This window comes from Pseudomonas sp. FP1742, from assembly GCF_030687145.1.
GTDB lineage: Bacteria > Pseudomonadota > Gammaproteobacteria > Pseudomonadales > Pseudomonadaceae > Aquipseudomonas > Aquipseudomonas frederiksbergensis_D.
Genome location: NZ_CP117460.1, coordinates 1480449 through 1495853, shown reverse-complemented (window position 1 = coordinate 1495853; position 15405 = coordinate 1480449). Strand labels below are relative to the sequence as shown.

The window sequence follows — 15405 nt, the reverse complement described above, 5'->3', positions numbered from 1 at the left end:
TCACCTCAGGCCGCAGAATCTGGCGATGGCTTCATAGGTTTGCGGCGTGCTGGTCAGCAGCGCGAAGAGCACGAACCAAAGACCCAATAAGTAGTGCCAATAGGTGGTACAGAGCTCTACGCTGACGCGCAGTTGCGGCAACGGCACGTGACGCAGGAATTTAGCGACGGTTATGCCCCAGGCAATCAACCCGCCCAGCAGGTGAAGGCCATGCACACCGGTCAACAGGTAGAAGAAACTGTTGGCCGGATTGCTGGCGACAAAGTAGCCCCAGGCGACAAACTGCTGCCAGACCCAGACTTGTCCCGTCAGAAAGGCAATTGCAAATACCCCCCCCACTACAAAACCCATGACCGTTGCGTCCAGTCGAGCCTGTCGGGCGGCCATGCGCGACCACTGCAGTGCGATGCAACTCAGTACCAGAAAAGCCGAATTCACCCACAACGGCCATGGATTGGCTAACGGCGCCAAGGGGTCTGTCAGGGGTAGCCAGTCAGCCATTTGTGAGCGGGCAATGAAGGCGAGCAGGAAGAGAAAGAATAACGAACTCACCACAGCCAGAAACAAGCGCAGGCCTACCTTTGCGGTTTGGCTTCTATCGGCGTCGGCCTGAACACCTTCAGGATCGCGATTCCAACTGCCGCCGGGGTCAGCGTCGTCGGCGTTTCTCAACAGCAGCCTGTTCATGTTTTAACGTCCGCTATCTTGGTTCCGGCACTGAGTTGCCGCATTTGCTCCAGCTCCTCGGCAGAGACCGTTTGCGGCACGAAATCCTGCTCTATCCCCGGCACGCTGTAGTCATAGGCCCAGCGATGCACCACCGGCAGCTTCGCGCCCCAGTTACCGTGTACCGGTGGGGTGTTCGGCGTTTGCCATTCCAGACTGGCCGCGCCCCAAGGGTTACTGCCCGCGGGTTTACCTTTGAATACACTCCAGGCCAGGTTAAACACGAACAGCAACTGGGAAACGCCGACGGTCAATGCGACCACCGTAATGAAGGCATTCAACTCTTGCGCCGACTGCGGAATGAACGCGTAGTTTTCATAGGCGTAGTAACGGCGCGGCATGCCCTGGAATCCCAGGTAGTGCATGGGGAAGAAGATGGCGTAGGTGCCCAGAAAGGTAATCCAGAAATGCAGCTTGCCCAGGGTGTCGTTAAACATGCGCCCGGTGACTTTCGGGAACCAATGATAGATGCCGCCGAACACCACCAGTACCGGTGCGACCCCCATGACCATATGGAAATGGGCGACGACGAAATAGGTGTCCGAGAGCGGGATGTCCACGATCACATTGCCGAGAAACAACCCGGTCAGACCGCCCACCAGGAAGGTGACGATGAAGGCCAGGGCAAATAGCATCGGCACGGTCAGATGAATGTCGCCCCGCCACAGGGTCAGCACCCAGTTATAGACTTTCAGTGCAGTCGGCACCGCGATGATCAAGGTGGTGACGGCGAAGAAAAAACCGAAGTACGGGTTCATTCCGCTGACATACATATGGTGCGCCCAGACCACAAAGCTGAGCACGCCAATCGCAATAATGGCCCACACCATCATTCGGTAGCCGAAGATATTTTTACGCGCATGGGTGCTGATCAAGTCGGAGACCAGGCCAAACGCAGGGAGAGCCACGATGTAGACTTCCGGATGGCCGAAGAACCAGAACAGGTGCTGGAATAATATCGGGCTGCCGCCCTGGTGATTGAGCTGCTGCCCCAGCGAGATGATCGCCGGCATAAAGAAGCTGGTGCCCAACAGCTTGTCGAACAGCATCATGACCGCGCTGACAAACAACGCCGGAAAGGCCAGCAAGGCCATGATCGAGGCCATGAAGATGCCCCATACGGAGAGCGGCATGCGAAACAATGTCATGCCGTGCGTGCGCGCTTGCAACACCGTGGTGACGTAGTTCAACCCACCCATGGTGGCGGCGACAATAAAAATCGCCAGTGAGACGAGCATCAGAACGATGCCCCACTCAACCCCGGGTGTCCCCTTGGTGATGGACTGCGGCGGATAGAGCGTCCAGCCCGAACCGGTGGGACCGCCCGGCACAAAGAAACCGGCGAGCAATACCAGTACCGCCACCAGGTAGAACCAGTAGCTCAGCATGTTGACGTAAGGGAAGACCATGTCGCGGGCGCCCACCATCAGTGGGATCAGATAGTTACCGAAGCCCCCCAGAAACAGGGCCGTCAGCAAATAAATGACCATGATCATGCCGTGCATGGTCATCGCCTGATAGTAAGCATTGGCATCCATGAACGCCAAACTGCCGGGGAAGCCTATCTGTATGCGCATCAAGCCGGACAACACCACGGCGATAAGCCCCACGAACAGAGCCGTCAAGGAATATTGAATGGCGATGACCTTGTGGTCCTGACTCCAGATGTATTTGGTCAGGAAACTTTTAGGCTCGTGCAGTGCTTCTGTTTCGGCTTGGTCCGCATAGGCCATCACGTCATCCTCTTGTCGAAGTTTCGGTGCATTGCTGGCTGCTTACGGCTATTTCCCTGGCTGCGCCTTGCTCGTATCAGCGTCGGCATTCGCTTTGGATTTGATAAAAGCGATCAGTGCATTCAACTCCTTATCGCTGGGAGTAAAGACCGGCATCACAGCTGCGTAACCCTTGACGATTTTGGCTGCGGGATTAAGAACCGAGTCTTTTATATAGCCCTCATCGACCTTTATGCTCGTACCATCGGCAAGGGTCTCTGTCTTGCCGTACAGGCCCTGCCAGCTGGGCCCGATGCCCTTGCTGCCATCGACACTGTGGCAGGCCAGGCAGCCGAGCGATTCGGCCAGTTGCTGGCCCTGCGCCGCCAGGTCTTCACCTGGGCCCGGCGCTTGGCCGGCAGAAGACTCATCGCCTTGTCGCGCAGCACCCAGTGATTTGATCAGGGCGACGAGTGCACCCAGTTCATCGTCATTGAGAGTATAGGTCACCATGACCGGCGGGTAGCCTTGTACCAGGCGGGCCTTCGGATTGAGGATCGACTCTTTCACGTAAGCCTCATCGACCTGCACACTGCTGCCATCGGCAAGCTGTTCAGTGCGGCCGTACAAACCCTTCCATCCCGGGCCGAGACTGGCACTGCCATCCTGGCTATGGCAGGCCCCGCAACCGTATTTTTCGACCAGCTGGCGGCCTTTTTCCAGCACGCTGTCCTGACTGGGCTTGGCAGCTGTCGCTAATGTCTGTGCAAACGTCGGTTGGCTGTTCAGCCATTGATCGAAGACGTCCTGTTCTTCCACGATCATATGGCCGCGCATATTGTAATGACCTACGCCACAATATTCAGCGCACAGGATTTCATAGTTCCCGGATTTAGTCGGCGTAAACCAAAAGTACGACACCATCCCCGGCACCATGTCCATCTTGCTGCGAATTTGCGGTACATAGAAATCGTGCAGTACATCTTTGGATCGCAGTAAAACTTTCACTGGCTTATCGAGCGGAAGACGAACTTCATTGCTTTTTATCAGTACATCGTCCTGCCCGTCAGGATCATTGGGGTCAAGGCCGAGGGGGTTAGTGGAATCAACAAACCTGATATCCGACTTACCCAACTTCCCGTCTTTACCAGGGAAGCGAAAGGCCCACTGCCACTGCTGGGCGATCACTTCAAGCTCATAGGCATTTTTCGGTACCCGGATAAAATCATTGTAAACAACCAGGCCTGGCGCCAGCATGGCGATAATACCTACCGAGGTAACGATGATTAACCACAACTCCAGCTTTTTACTTTCTGGCTGGTAATGCGCCCTGGCCCCCTCCTTGTGACGATAACGCATCACCGCTACCGCCATGAATACGGTGATGGCGATGAAGAATATTCCGCTAATGATCAGGGTGATGAACAGGGTGGTGTCTATGGATCCCCAGTTGGAAGCTGCCGGTGTTGCATGCCAAGGCGCGAGTATATGGAAGAGTACCGATGCAATAACGATTAGTATCAAGATAATTGCTATTGCCATGTTCTCTTCATCCTGTTCCTGTTGCTCATTGGTTATGCCAAAGCATCGCCGCTGACGTCCAAGCAGGGCAGACAACTACCACCCATCCCGGTGGCAAAGTCAGTAAGAAGTATAGAGCCATCGGGCTGGACCGTGAGGTGGGCAAGCGAGGTCCGGTTGCCAGCTATACTCAATTTCAGATTACGGACGGCAGGGATCGGCCAGCAGCGGCCGAAAAGACGAACCCTGCCTGTGCGTAGCGGTCAGATAAGTGATGGCATTGAGAAGGGACAAGAGCCACCGAGTCCAGTAGCCCAGTAGTCCACGACGGAGGTTTCGTCATGAGTGCCTTGACGATCGAAGGCTGGTGCAAGCCCAGCCCCGACCAGAAGTCCATCCCGGTCGGTGAGATCCATTTTTACGTCGACGGCCCCCTCCACCTGCGTCTGGAGGAAGCTGAAGAACGCCTGCAGAAGACCCATGAGTCCGAAGCCATGGTTGATGTCGACATGAGTACCATGGAGTTGGTCTTGCCTGAGGGATATGCCCCCTTGTCCGATTGCCAGATGCGCGTCTACTTGCAGCACGGGCGCGGTCAGTTCCATTTGGTCGGGCATCGAGCGAGCGATGGAAGCATGATCTACACCAACGCGGTTTTGATTGATCAGTTGCTTTAGCAGCTACTGCGTGATTCTCGAGAACATAAGAACCGGTCCGAAATGGCCGGTTTTTTTGTACGTGAAATTTTAGCGCCCCTCCCCCTTCAGCCTCGCGGTAAAACCCTGCAATACAGAAAACGGGTTCTCCCCAAACCACCGCGACATGCCCTCCTAGACTCGTTTCATGCTGCTCATCCATCCATATCCAGGGTGCGTTGGTGGTTATAGTGTTGATTAGTGACTTTCAGTAGGTATAGTAACCACAAGCACACCACAGGGAGGTGATGTGAATAGCCGGTTTTTGATAAGCCAAATCGTTGCGGACGGCTGGTATCTGGTACGAATCAGGGGGAGTCATCACCACTTCAAGCATCCGACCAAGCCTGGACTGGTGACGGTTCCTCACCCGAAAAAGGACCTGCTCAAGAAAACGGCCATTAGTATTTTGCAACAGGCGCTGCTCTGACGAACCGATGGACTGCGCCCTCGGAGGATAACGAACATGCTTTACCCCATCGCGATTTCCATGGGTGATGACGAACACGCCTGGGGCGTAGAAGTTCCGGATATTCCGGGTTGCTTCTCTGCCGGGGAAGATCTGGATGACGCCATGGCCATGGCTCGCGAAGCCATCGAAGGTCATTTCGAGATTCTGGCCGAAGACGGATCACCGATTCCGCCCGCCAACAAAGTGACCCTGCATGCGGCCAATCCGCAGTACGCAGGGTGTACGTGGGCCGTGGTGGATATCGATGTCACCAAATACCTGGGCAAGGCCCAGAAACTCAACATCACCCTGCCCGGCTATCTGCTCAACCGCATCGATGAGTACGTCTTGCACCATCCGGAAGAGAAAAGTCGCTCCGGGTTTCTGGCCTCGGCGGCGCTCAAGGTCTTGCAGCAAGGTTGACGGTCTGAAAATCGGGTAAATCAAGGGGACAAATGTGTCCCCTTTGATTCGTCAACGTGTCGCCACCATGAACAACCGCGGGAACGGCAGCAGCACCGCCCCATCGCTCAGCGGCGGATAGGCTTGCTCGATTGCCGCCTGATACAGCTTGAGATAGTGCGCCCGCTCCCCGTCATCCAGTGGTTCGAGAAAAGGCCGCAAACCGCTGCCCTTGAACCATTCGACGACGCCCGACGCACCTTCCGCGAGCGGATGAAAGTAAGTGGTGCGCCATACATCGACACGGGTGCAGTGGCCACGCAGCATTGAGTAGTAACCGCTTGCACCCTCCATTTCCGTTCGCTGGCCGGCAGCCCTTGCCAGCTTGTCAGCCCAAGGGCCGTTCGCTGCGACCTCGCGCATCAACCGGTGCGACGGTTCGTTGAGGTTATCGGGCATCTGGATCGCCAGGCTGCCGCCGGGCGTGAGCCTGTTCACCAGCGACGGCAGCAACCTGGCGTGATCCGGCACCCACTGCAGCACCGCATTGGCGAAAATCACATCGAACGGGCCGGCCTCGTTCCAGGTATCAATGTCAGCGGTGTCGAAACGTACCTGAGGCAAACGCTTTCGGGCGGCCTCGATCATATCGGTCGAACTGTCCAACCCACGCACCGCGGCATCGGGAAAGCGCTGCATCAGCAACTCGGTCGAATTACCGGGCCCACAACCGATGTCGATGGCCGAACGGACATCCACTGCGGGGATGGCGGCCAGCAAGTCACGCGCCGGGCGCGTGCGCTCATCTTCAAAAGCCACGTATTGTTTGGCGGACCAACTCATATCGCTCTCCTGTCGGGTGCGTTATTGCTGCCAGAGGCAGGCAACCGGATCGCTACGATACATCCTCCGCGTCAGTTAACCCACGCCCCCACCCGCCAATGCCAGCCATCGCTACGTTGCTCCCAGTGCGGATGCACATAACGATAACCCGGTCGTTCCGGGACCCAATGACCATGAACCGCGACATAACGTCCGCCTTCCCATCGCCAGTACCCCCGGGACCAGAGGTAACCCGGCCGCCCCGCAGGCTCTACCTCGATAACACGTTCCGGTGGCGGCTGCGGTGCGATGACCTCAACATATTCGCGCTGTACCGGACGCCGGTCATGAACGACCCGTTCCTGTACACACCCCGCAGCGGCGACCACCGCTGCCAGCAACACCATGTAACGTAACAACATGCCGCCTCCTCTGGCTCGAAAGCCAAATCGAGTGAATCAGCAAAAAAACAGCCCCCTTTTCCAACCAGGCTCCTGCCAGGTTCACTGCTTTTTTAACAGCTCTTATCTGTCTATTGCCTGAACCCGGATCATTTGACGATTGAAAAACGCAGAGGATCTGAATGAGTCTTTTTTTATCGCCAAAACATTGGAAACCATAACCAACAAGACCGTTCGTCGAACATCGAGTAAAGCGATTTTGACAGTATAAAAATGACATCTATAGTCCTATCGCGGCCCGTTGGAAGGAACCCAACCCGTCATTTCAAGGCAAGGAGCAAGGCCAGCTCGTACCCCGTGATCGAGTGGGTTCCAAAGTCGTGTGTTCGCAACGGCCGCAAGGCAAGCAAGCGTTGTCGTGCCTGGTGAGTAGCCAGACAATCACTATGATCAAAGGAGCTTTACTATGTCTCGAGTCACGGATGTACTTGTTTCCATCGACACTGAAACCATTCTGAAAAACTACCCGAACATCAGCAAAAATCCTGCTTCCCCGACGCTGATCGACTGGAAGCACGTCTACATGGTCACCAATCAGGATAACGTGGTCACCGGCCAGGCCGGTGGCGAGCTGGACCTCAAGGCGCAGGTTGGCGATCTGATTCGCTGGCGTGAAACCAGCTTGTCCCAGAGTTTCGAAACCGCGGTGATCTTCTACAAATTCATTGGCAACTCAGGTAACGAGCTGATCTCCCCACCCTCGCCGCGCCGCGCTACCGCGTGCGTTGCGGTACCCAACACCAGCAATCCGTCAGTGCCTAGCTGCCAGAAAGTCGACAACCATTACTGGTCCTCGGAAACCCTAGCGTGTGGTCGCGTGACCTACCACTTCAACTTCCTGATCGTCGACCGCAACTGCCAGATCATCGGCTGCTGCTCGTGGGACCCGTTCATTTCCATCCATAACTGATGATGGAATCGACCCCTTGGCAACGAGGGGTCACCCCAGTTCGTTGCCGCCTCGGCTGGAACAGGATGTCTTGCTTGAAACCGAAGCGGCTACCGTTTTGCGTCAACATCATGAAAGGAATCCATGATGACTTCCGAACCGATTACCCCCTCTTCGGCGAGTACCGTGACAGCCAATAGCGTGCTGCTGATCGTCGATGCCGAATCGCTGCTATCCCGCTATCCGCAACCCAGCCTTGACCCGCAAAAGCCGACGGTAATTGAAGATGGTTTCATCTTCGCCATCAGTGCTACAACGCCAGCAAAAAGTGTTAAATATGACAATAAAATCACGCTAACCACCAATAACGGAAAAGTCTTTCATATTCGTGGCAGGACCGTCAGTTTGCTGGCCGAACACACCGTGGTATTCCACAACATGACGGTGGACGATGCCGGAATCCTTTCACCTCCCAAACTGATCGTCCACGGCGACCAGACCGTCCCCGCGCCCGACCCCGCCAACCCGAACCAGCCGGGCAGCCACAAGGCCGATGATCATTATTGGGAGTGCTCACAACTGAGCACGGGCGTTGCAACCTGTGAACTGAGCTTCATGCTGATCAACCAGCGCTGTGAAGCATCGGGGTACTTCAGCTGGAAGACTGAGGTAACGCTGACGGCTTGAAGGGATTTGCACAAAAAACCGGCCTCAAGGGCCGGTTTTTTTCATGGTTCGTGTTCAACAGGGCTAGTCGTAATATCCAACAGTCTTCTTCAAGTGATCCGAATAATCGTAAATCTCATCAACCGATCCAATCGGATGCCGCGTCTCATTTTTTTCTTCGTCAAAAATCCCAATGTACTTTTGTGAACGATTGAAATGAAGGCGACAAATCGGTTTTCGATTGTTGTCGTCTAGCAAAATGCCAAAGTAGCTTTGCGTGTCACGTTGCACTATCCGTTTAGCGTCCACAACCGATCGAACCACTGCACGGACAATGTGATACCCCTCCAACTCTTCCAGAGTCGTCAGCACTTTATCCTCTGACTCATCACGCTGACCTGCCAATCCACTACCACTGGTAGGAACCGGTGTCGATGCCAGCACAGGAATGGCGCCACTCATAGCCGATTTGAGTCTGTCATTGATCTGATCATTGAGAAACTGGACGACTGCTTTTCTCGTCAGCTCATGGAACTGCTCACGGACTTTCTGGGTTATAACCCCGTCGTACACTCTAGAAGCAAAGACTTTTACAAAGTCGTCATCAGGTTTGATGACCTGCGAAGCAATGACCTTTTTGATCTGACTGACGTATTTCAACTCACCTGCGGCGTTGATGATCGAATCTACGTCGAATGCAGACTTGGTGAGCTTGATCAATTCAGGGACGGAGTACTCGTCGATATCTAAAAGGTCGAGCTCAAGAAACGGCTTCTCATCCATCTTGTTGGGCGCATCTAGGTCGGTGAAAAATTTATAGACCTGGCCATTGGTGAGGATGGAGATTCGAGCACTGGTGACATGGAAATAGCGAAACAGTTGGGAGGCATGATTGATGTGCAGCGACTCGCCTATTTTTTTGCACTCAATGAGGATCTGTACCTCTCCTTCCTTCATGATCGCGTAGTCAATTTTTTCTCCTTTTTTCGTTCCTATATCGCAAACGAATTCCGGAGTCACCTCACTCGGATCAAAGACATCATAGCCCAGCACCGTGCTGATAAAGGGCATGACGAAAGCATTCTTGGTGGCCTCCTCTGTTTGAATTGCAGCGCTTTGCAAACGAACCTTGGCGGCTAGACTTGCTAACTTCTCAAAGAATTCCATGAGTGACCTCTTACTTGGTGTCGATCCGTGTGTTTGCGTGCTGGCAAATTGACTCCCATTGATACTAGACACAAACCGGCACAAAGAAAGATTCCAATCAAAGATTCCAAACGCAATAAGCCATAGGTTCAGACTTCTACGAAGAGCGCGAGCACGTAGCAGGAAAGACAAAGTGTGCGGGCGAGGTTCATGCTCTCCTCCAGTTTCAGGAGCGTGAAGCAGTGACCTACCCAGGCGGGAAATGGTTGCGATTTTTTCAGCCCACAGCGATGAGCGTTAATGGAAGGGTCAGGACACTGAGCGTTTTATTCAGCAGGCATTATTCAGCAGAATTTTCGCCATGCCCGCGGTGTCTGAAAATCAGGCGCATCCCTATAAGGAACACGGCAATGAAATTCGCGAAAGTCGCACAGAAACTCGCCCTGTGGGCCGGCAATCCCCGGACTTTTCTGGGGGCAATCATCCTGATATTCCTTTGGGCGCTGAGCGGGCCTCTGTTTCATTTCAACGATACCTGGCAACTGGTCATCAACACCTCGACCACCATCATCACCTTCTTGATGGTGTTTCTGATCCAGAACACCCAGAACCGCGACACGGACATCCTGCACTTGAAAATCGATGAGCTATTGCGGGTGACCACGCAAGCGCAGAACGCGATGCTGGGGCTCGAATCGCTGGACCTCAATCAACTGGAAGCGTTGAGAAAGAAATATCGCAACCTCGGTGAGGGCGAGACGATTTCCCTGGACGGCACCGTCGTTGAAGAAACAAAGAAGCAGGATTTGAATCAATGCTGACCCATTCCCCGCGAGTGACCGACGTCACCCGCGGGGCAGGCAGTTAGCGACTGGCTTGCAGTGCCCTGGCCATTTGCAGATGGTTTTGCAGCTTGGGCAGGGTTTCTTCGGCGAAGGCTTTGATTTGCGGCACATCCGTGGTCTGCGCTACTTGTTGAAGCTGTGCGATGGCTTCCTGGGTGGTTTTCACTTGGCTGGCGACATAGGCCTGATCAAAAGAGGCGTCGTCCTTCATTTGCGGTAGCAAGGCTTTGGCCTTGTCGACCACCTCCTCGCGTGGCGCGACCGGTAAATCGAGTTGTTTGGCAATTTTCGCCAGATGCTGGTTGGCGGTGGTGCGATCGTTGATCACCACGATGGTGTAATCCTTGACCTCTTTGGATTCGGTTTTCTGGTGCGCCAGTCGGCTGGCTTCGATATCGGCGATGCCTTTGGCCGACGCGTCGTTGACGAATTCGGCAGGAGACTGGGCAAAGGCGCTGCTGGCGCACAGGCCCAGCAACGTGGCAAAACTGGCATTGCGTATACGGGTGGCCATCCGGCTCATGGTCGCGCCCTCCTTCTTGAAATTAAAACGGGAGCTCGCGCCCCCGTCTATTAAACAAAAAACACCTTCACCTATTACCGGGACTTCTGACCGCCTTTACGGCCCATGCCGCCTTTGGCAGGGTCTTTATCAACAGTCGTGGTGGTAGTTTTCCCACCTTTGCGACCGGCTTCAGACGTCTTCGTTCGATCGATGGCGCTACCCGGGCTCGGATTTTTTGAAGTAGGCATGGTTCTCATCCTCTTGGTGATGATCACAGCGAGCAGACGCCCGCATAGGATATGAATTTCCATGCCTGAAAAGGTTTAGAAAACCTGGCAGCGTCGCGACGAACGGTGATGGAATGTTCAGACCCCGAGACGCGAATGGTGCTGGCGCTTGGCGGTGTACATCGCCTCATCGGCATGCCTGAACAGCTGCTTTTCTTCGATGCCATGTTCGGGGTATCGCGCGACACCGATGCTCGGCTGGATCGTCAGGTTGTGTCCGTCCAGGCGCAGGGGTTGAGCCAGCACCTGGCGGATTTTTCCCGCCACATTCTCGGCGTCTTCCGCGGCATGAATGCTATGCAACAGCACGACAAATTCATCACCGCCAATGCGCGCCACCGTGTCGGTTTCACGCACGCAGCCCTTGAGCCGATTGGCGACCGCTTGCAGCAGCATGTCGCCAACCGCATGACCGAGGGTGTCGTTGACTTGCTTGAAGCGATCGAGGTCGACGTAAAGCAACGCCATTCGCCCGGAGTCTGCCCGGGCCAGTGCCAGCGAGGCTTTCAGGCGTTCGCGCAACAACTCGCGATTGGGCAACTGAGTCAGTTGATCGTACTGGGCCATGCGCTGGAGCCGGGCATGCAATTGCTTGCGCTCGATCGCGGTTGCGACCTGGGCGCAAACATACTGCAGCAACTCCTTGTCTTGCTCGGTATAGCGCTCGCCGCCCGGTACGCTTTTGACGATCAGAGCGCCAATGGTGCCGTTCTGCGAATTCAACGGCACGCCCAGCCAGCAGGGTGAGTCCTGGCCCTTGACCAATGCCGCAAACCCTTCCGGCAGATTGTCCTGATCCGGGGTCAGCAGGATCGGCAAGCCACTGCGAATCACTTCGGCGCACAAGCGCCCGGTAACAGTCCCGGGATCCTCGGGCTGCAGCTCATGGTCGTCGACGTGATAGGGGAAATTCAGCTGCGCGCAGTGTTCATCATACAGTGCCACGGAGAAATTCAACGCCGGCAGCCATTCGCCGATGATCGAATGGATGCGTTTGAACAGCGCCAGTAAGTCTTCCGCCGCGTGGGCCGCTTCGGAGATCGCATACAGCGCCGCTTGTCGGGACTCGGCCTGTTTGCGCTCGGTGATGTCGCGAGCCACGGCGATACGCAACTGATCGACCTCCGACCAGCGTGCCGACCAGAGAATGTGCACCACCCGGCCGTCCTTGCGCACGTAACGATTTTCAAAGTTGAGCTTGGGCTCGCCGCCCATGATCTCCCGCGCGGCGTCGAGGGTGCGCTGTCGGTCGGAGGGATGAACCAGGTCGATCATCGACTGGCCGATCAGCTCGTCGGGGGTGTAGCCGAAAATGCGCTCGCAGGCCGCGCTGACGAATACGAAGCGACCTTGTTTGTCCACCGCACAGACGGCGTCCAGCAAGAGGTCGATGTAGCTCGCCAGTGGCGCGGAATTTCTGGTTTCCATGATGCCGAGAGCGTGTCCGGACAATGCAACATTGAACAACCCTCCCTGACCGGTCATACGCCCAAGCGATGACTGTGCAGCCGACGCGTCCCTGCGTTCAGCCTCAAGCCTTGTTCGTCACCAGCCCCGGCAGCGCATGCACCAGGGCATTGATGGCGAAACCGATGAACATGATCCCGCATAAGCGGGTGATCGCCAGTTCATGACGCTGATACAACGTGCGCACCTGACGCGCACCGACGATGCCAATGAGAATAGCGTAGGCCAAAAGGCCACCAATGAAGCTCAAGATGATCAACCAGGGCAACATGGACCAATGCAGCAACTCCGCACGGCTGGACAACAGCGCAGTAAAGGTCGCCACCGCCACCGGGTATGCCTTGGGGTTGGTCAGGCCGAACAGGATGCCATGCCAGAACGGCTGCCGCGCAGGGCCCTGAGGCGCCTCGGCACTGGCGCGACGAGCGCGAACCGCGCGCAGGCCCAGCCAGAACAAATACAGCCCGCTGAGCACACCCAGCACATCGAACGCAGTGCTGCCGATTTCCCGCGCACCGACAATCGCGATCAGCGCCGTACTGCACCAGACCACGTCGCCCAGCAAATGCCCGCACAGAAACCCCGCCCCGGCCCGCCGTCCGCGTGCCGCGCCGATGCCGAACACCGCCAACACACCGGGCCCCGGCGTAATGCCATAAATGAAGCCCGAGGCGAGAACGGCCATTAGCAGCGATGGAGTCATGGGAATTCCTCTGGACGCCGGGTGAAGGGGCGCAATTCTATCTCAGGACCCCGGATCTCGACTCACTGATCGTCGAAGAACTTCATCCCCGCATAGGGCCGCTGCCGACAAGCCGCCAGCCGCGACGCCAAAGACCCGACATGCGCCTCGAGCTTGTGCCCGTCCGGGTCGAGAAAATAGAACGACGCCCCTTCGCTGCGGTTGTCCCGCCATTCCCGCACCTTGGCGGATCGCAGGCGTTCGACGAACAACGGGAAATCCGCAGCATCGAGGCTGAAGGCGTAATGGGTATAGTCGGCGGCGGGCGCGGATTCGCGCAATGGATCGAGAGAAAGGCACAGCCACAGACCGGGAAGCGAGAGATAGGCGCCGGTATCCCAAGTGGCTTCAAGCTGAAGTTGCAGCAGATCGCGATAGAACGCCACGCTGCGATTCAGGTTGGTAACGGCTAGGGTCAGGTGGTTGAGGCCGGTCAGCATGAGTTTAGTAACCTTGGGGCTGGTTCCGAGCGGAGCGTACAACTTAAACTCCTTGAGCGTATAGCCGCTGGGGTTGTGTTGACTGTGAGTCAGTCTTCGCGAGCAAGCCCGCTCCCACATTTAACCGTGTCCAACTTTGGAATTCGGTCAAGTGTGGGAGCGGGCTTGCTCGCGAAAGCGGTTTTCCTGACGCAGAAAATTTCAGAACTTATCGAGCGTGCGCAACTTCTGCGGTAACCCCCACAGCAACAATGCAGCGGCGATCAACGCAGCGACGCCAATGACGTACAGCGCTGGAGTGGTGCTGCCGGTCAGGTCCTTGATCCGCCCGACCATGACCGGGCTGACGATGCCACCGAACTGGCCAAGGGTGTTGATCACCGCGATCCCGCCGGCAGCACCCGCTCCGGCGCCGGCCAGCAGTTTCGGCGGCAGGGTCCAGAAGCTCGGGATGGACGCGATGATCCCGGCACCGAGCAAGCCCAGGGCAACAATCAGGAAAGTCGTGTGGTTGGCGAAAATTCCTGCACAGAAGAATCCCACCGCGCCTGCCGCCACCAGACCCGCGACGAACTTGCGCCGCTCGCCGGTGGCATCGGACAGCCGCCCGATCACCACCATGCTGATGGCGCCGCAAATGTAGGGAATGGCGGTCAGCAAGCCGATTATCACCGGGCTCTCGGTGCCGGCACTGCGGATCAGTTGCGGCGCCCAGAAATTCAAGCCGTAGGACGCCACCTGAATCAGAAAGTAGATCAGCCCCAGCATCAGGAAACCCGGAATCCGCAGTGCGGCCAGCAAGGAGCCGCCGCCCTTGTGGGGTTCGTGGTGCGCGATACGACTGGCGAGCAGTGTCTTCTCCGACGGGCTCAACCAATGGGCGTCTTCGATGCGGTCCTTGAGCACGGTCAGCACCAGCAAACCGAGGCCGATGCAAGGCACGCCACCGAGCAGAAACAGCCAATGCCAGCCGCGCATATCGAGGAAGCCATCAAGGTGTTGCAACACCAGCCCGGAGAACGGTGCGCCAACCAGCCCGGCAAACGCCGACGCGAGAAACAGCATCGAGGTGATGCGCCCGCGATAGTGCTGCGGGAACCACAGCGTCAGGTAATACAGCACGCCCGGTGCAAAACCCGCCTCCATCGCGCCGATCACGAAGCGCAGGACGTAGAACTGCCATTCGCTGTTGACGAAGACCATGGCCGCCGTCGCGATCCCCCAGGACATCATGATCCGGGCGATCCAGCGTCGGGCACCGACCTTGTAGAGCATCATGTTGCTGGGTACTTCGAAGATCACGTAACCGACTACAAACAGCCCGGCACCGAGACCGTAAGCGGTGTCGCTCAGGCTCAGGTCGGTCTGTAGCTGGAACTTGGCGAAGCTGATGTTGATGCGGTCGAAAAACGCAAACAGGTAGCAGACCATGATCAGCGGCATCAGTCGCCAGGCGACTTTGCGGACCAGGGCTTTTTCGGCATCGAGGCTAACGGACGGGCTCACGCCCGCCTCCATTACATTAAGGCTCATCGTGGTTTCTCCAGGCGGACTACCCGTGGGCGTCCGATTGTTTTTGTTGTCTGGTTCAAGTGATCTGTGTGGGTGCTTTGATGTGGGAGCGGGCT

Annotated in this window: 18 protein-coding genes; 6 read left to right on the top strand and 12 right to left on the bottom strand. The window is 56.4% G+C overall.

The genetic code is table 11. From position 1 onward, the window contains the following. The 3 genes from PSH64_RS06680 to PSH64_RS06670 are packed head-to-tail and all read right to left on the bottom strand — an operon-like array spanning position 1 to position 3980. A complete protein-coding gene (locus PSH64_RS06680; RefSeq protein WP_305480318.1) occupies positions 1-687 on the bottom strand; it encodes a cytochrome c oxidase subunit 3 in 687 nt (228 codons plus the stop codon). Then, positions 684-2459, bottom strand: a complete 1776-nt coding sequence (ctaD, locus tag PSH64_RS06675) for a cytochrome c oxidase subunit I (protein ID WP_305480317.1) — start codon at positions 2457-2459, stop codon at positions 684-686. The genes PSH64_RS06680 and ctaD overlap by 4 nt, the downstream gene beginning before the upstream one ends. A gap of 48 nt (positions 2460-2507) precedes the next feature. After that, on the bottom strand, positions 2508-3980 hold the full coding sequence (locus tag PSH64_RS06670; RefSeq protein ID WP_305481118.1) for a cytochrome c oxidase subunit II: 1473 nt from the start codon (positions 3978-3980) through the stop codon (positions 2508-2510). A gap of 320 nt (positions 3981-4300) precedes the next feature. Here PSH64_RS06670 and PSH64_RS06665 point away from each other — a divergent pair, with 320 nt between their 5' ends. The 3 genes from PSH64_RS06665 (at position 4301) to PSH64_RS06655 (ending at position 5528) form a co-directional block, all read left to right on the top strand. After that, on the top strand, positions 4301-4636 hold the full coding sequence (locus PSH64_RS06665) for a hypothetical protein (protein ID WP_105348108.1): 336 nt from the start codon (positions 4301-4303) through the stop codon (positions 4634-4636). A 268-nt stretch (positions 4637-4904) separates the two neighbouring features. Then, on the top strand, positions 4905-5084 hold the full coding sequence (locus tag PSH64_RS06660; RefSeq protein ID WP_007984690.1) for a type II toxin-antitoxin system HicA family toxin: 180 nt from the start codon (positions 4905-4907) through the stop codon (positions 5082-5084). A 36-nt stretch (positions 5085-5120) separates the two neighbouring features. Continuing rightward, positions 5121-5528, top strand: coding sequence for a type II toxin-antitoxin system HicB family antitoxin (locus PSH64_RS06655; RefSeq protein ID WP_008074516.1), 408 nt, complete (start codon positions 5121-5123; stop codon positions 5526-5528). A 51-nt stretch (positions 5529-5579) separates the two neighbouring features. Here the strand turns inward: PSH64_RS06655 and tam are convergent, their stop codons facing one another. Together tam and PSH64_RS06645 are read right to left on the bottom strand one after the other, a co-directional pair. After that, positions 5580-6350, bottom strand: coding sequence for a trans-aconitate 2-methyltransferase (tam, locus tag PSH64_RS06650; RefSeq protein ID WP_305480316.1), 771 nt, complete (start codon positions 6348-6350; stop codon positions 5580-5582). A 71-nt stretch (positions 6351-6421) separates the two neighbouring features. Further along, positions 6422-6751, bottom strand: a complete 330-nt coding sequence (locus PSH64_RS06645; protein ID WP_105348102.1) for a YXWGXW repeat-containing protein — start codon at positions 6749-6751, stop codon at positions 6422-6424. A 445-nt stretch (positions 6752-7196) separates the two neighbouring features. Between PSH64_RS06645 and PSH64_RS06640 the strand changes: the two genes are divergently transcribed. Both PSH64_RS06640 and PSH64_RS06635 read left to right on the top strand, forming a co-directional pair. Beyond that, positions 7197-7700 (top strand): inclusion body family protein, encoded by a 504-nt coding sequence (locus PSH64_RS06640; protein ID WP_105348100.1) that lies wholly within the window; start codon positions 7197-7199, stop codon positions 7698-7700. Between the two features lie 126 nt (positions 7701-7826). Beyond that, complete coding sequence (locus tag PSH64_RS06635; RefSeq protein WP_305481117.1) at positions 7827-8366, top strand: AidA/PixA family protein; 540 nt, start codon at positions 7827-7829, stop codon at positions 8364-8366. Positions 8367-8429: 63 nt separating this feature from the next. Here PSH64_RS06635 and PSH64_RS06630 read toward each other — a convergent pair whose 3' ends face one another. After that, on the bottom strand, positions 8430-9512 hold the full coding sequence (locus tag PSH64_RS06630; protein ID WP_305480315.1) for a type I restriction endonuclease: 1083 nt from the start codon (positions 9510-9512) through the stop codon (positions 8430-8432). Positions 9513-9901: 389 nt separating this feature from the next. Between PSH64_RS06630 and PSH64_RS06625 the strand changes: the two genes are divergently transcribed. After that, on the top strand, positions 9902-10312 hold the full coding sequence (locus tag PSH64_RS06625) for a low affinity iron permease family protein (RefSeq protein WP_105348095.1): 411 nt from the start codon (positions 9902-9904) through the stop codon (positions 10310-10312). Between the two features lie 43 nt (positions 10313-10355). Here the strand turns inward: PSH64_RS06625 and PSH64_RS06620 are convergent, their stop codons facing one another. The 6 genes from PSH64_RS06620 to PSH64_RS06595 all read right to left on the bottom strand — a co-directional run bounded on the left by PSH64_RS06620 (position 10356) and on the right by PSH64_RS06595 (position 15310). Continuing rightward, positions 10356-10859, bottom strand: a complete 504-nt coding sequence (locus tag PSH64_RS06620; RefSeq protein WP_305480314.1) for a DUF4142 domain-containing protein — start codon at positions 10857-10859, stop codon at positions 10356-10358. A 74-nt stretch (positions 10860-10933) separates the two neighbouring features. Further along, positions 10934-11089: a stress protein gene (locus PSH64_RS06615; RefSeq protein ID WP_105348309.1), complete on the bottom strand. Its 156-nt coding sequence runs from the start codon at positions 11087-11089 to the stop codon at positions 10934-10936. Between the two features lie 117 nt (positions 11090-11206). Further along, complete coding sequence (locus PSH64_RS06610; protein WP_105348306.1) at positions 11207-12556, bottom strand: diguanylate cyclase domain-containing protein; 1350 nt, start codon at positions 12554-12556, stop codon at positions 11207-11209. A 103-nt stretch (positions 12557-12659) separates the two neighbouring features. Continuing rightward, positions 12660-13298 carry a LysE family translocator gene (locus tag PSH64_RS06605; RefSeq protein ID WP_105348090.1) on the bottom strand — a complete coding sequence of 213 codons (639 nt, stop codon included), beginning with the start codon at positions 13296-13298 and terminating at the stop codon, positions 12660-12662. Between the two features lie 62 nt (positions 13299-13360). Further along, complete coding sequence (gene fos, locus PSH64_RS06600; RefSeq protein WP_105348088.1) at positions 13361-13777, bottom strand: fosfomycin resistance glutathione transferase; 417 nt, start codon at positions 13775-13777, stop codon at positions 13361-13363. 201 nt (positions 13778-13978) lie between these two features. Then, positions 13979-15310: an MFS transporter gene (locus tag PSH64_RS06595; RefSeq protein ID WP_305480310.1), complete on the bottom strand. Its 1332-nt coding sequence runs from the start codon at positions 15308-15310 to the stop codon at positions 13979-13981. Positions 15311-15405: the final 95 nt, after the last annotated feature.

Excerpts from the sequence above, each read along its gene's own strand:
- PSH64_RS06680 (WP_305480318.1), bottom strand. The coding sequence starts at position 687 with ATGAACAGGCTGCTGTTGAGAAACGCCGACGACGCTGACCCCGGCGGC.
- ctaD (WP_305480317.1), bottom strand. The coding sequence starts at position 2,459 with ATGGCCTATGCGGACCAAGCCGAAACAGAAGCACTGCACGAGCCTAAA.
- PSH64_RS06670 (WP_305481118.1), bottom strand. The coding sequence starts at position 3,980 with ATGGCAATAGCAATTATCTTGATACTAATCGTTATTGCATCGGTACTC.
- PSH64_RS06665 (WP_105348108.1), top strand. The coding sequence starts at position 4,301 with ATGAGTGCCTTGACGATCGAAGGCTGGTGCAAGCCCAGCCCCGACCAG.
- PSH64_RS06655 (WP_008074516.1), top strand. The coding sequence starts at position 5,121 with ATGCTTTACCCCATCGCGATTTCCATGGGTGATGACGAACACGCCTGG.
- tam (WP_305480316.1), bottom strand. The coding sequence starts at position 6,350 with ATGAGTTGGTCCGCCAAACAATACGTGGCTTTTGAAGATGAGCGCACG.
- PSH64_RS06645 (WP_105348102.1), bottom strand. The coding sequence starts at position 6,751 with ATGTTGTTACGTTACATGGTGTTGCTGGCAGCGGTGGTCGCCGCTGCG.
- PSH64_RS06640 (WP_105348100.1), top strand. The coding sequence starts at position 7,197 with ATGTCTCGAGTCACGGATGTACTTGTTTCCATCGACACTGAAACCATT.
- PSH64_RS06635 (WP_305481117.1), top strand. The coding sequence starts at position 7,827 with ATGACTTCCGAACCGATTACCCCCTCTTCGGCGAGTACCGTGACAGCC.
- PSH64_RS06630 (WP_305480315.1), bottom strand. The coding sequence starts at position 9,512 with ATGGAATTCTTTGAGAAGTTAGCAAGTCTAGCCGCCAAGGTTCGTTTG.
- PSH64_RS06625 (WP_105348095.1), top strand. The coding sequence starts at position 9,902 with ATGAAATTCGCGAAAGTCGCACAGAAACTCGCCCTGTGGGCCGGCAAT.
- PSH64_RS06620 (WP_305480314.1), bottom strand. The coding sequence starts at position 10,859 with ATGAGCCGGATGGCCACCCGTATACGCAATGCCAGTTTTGCCACGTTG.
- PSH64_RS06615 (WP_105348309.1), bottom strand. The coding sequence starts at position 11,089 with ATGCCTACTTCAAAAAATCCGAGCCCGGGTAGCGCCATCGATCGAACG.
- PSH64_RS06610 (WP_105348306.1), bottom strand. The coding sequence starts at position 12,556 with ATGGAAACCAGAAATTCCGCGCCACTGGCGAGCTACATCGACCTCTTG.
- PSH64_RS06605 (WP_105348090.1), bottom strand. The coding sequence starts at position 13,298 with ATGACTCCATCGCTGCTAATGGCCGTTCTCGCCTCGGGCTTCATTTAT.
- fos (WP_105348088.1), bottom strand. The coding sequence starts at position 13,777 with ATGCTGACCGGCCTCAACCACCTGACCCTAGCCGTTACCAACCTGAAT.
- PSH64_RS06595 (WP_305480310.1), bottom strand. The coding sequence starts at position 15,310 with ATGAGCCTTAATGTAATGGAGGCGGGCGTGAGCCCGTCCGTTAGCCTC.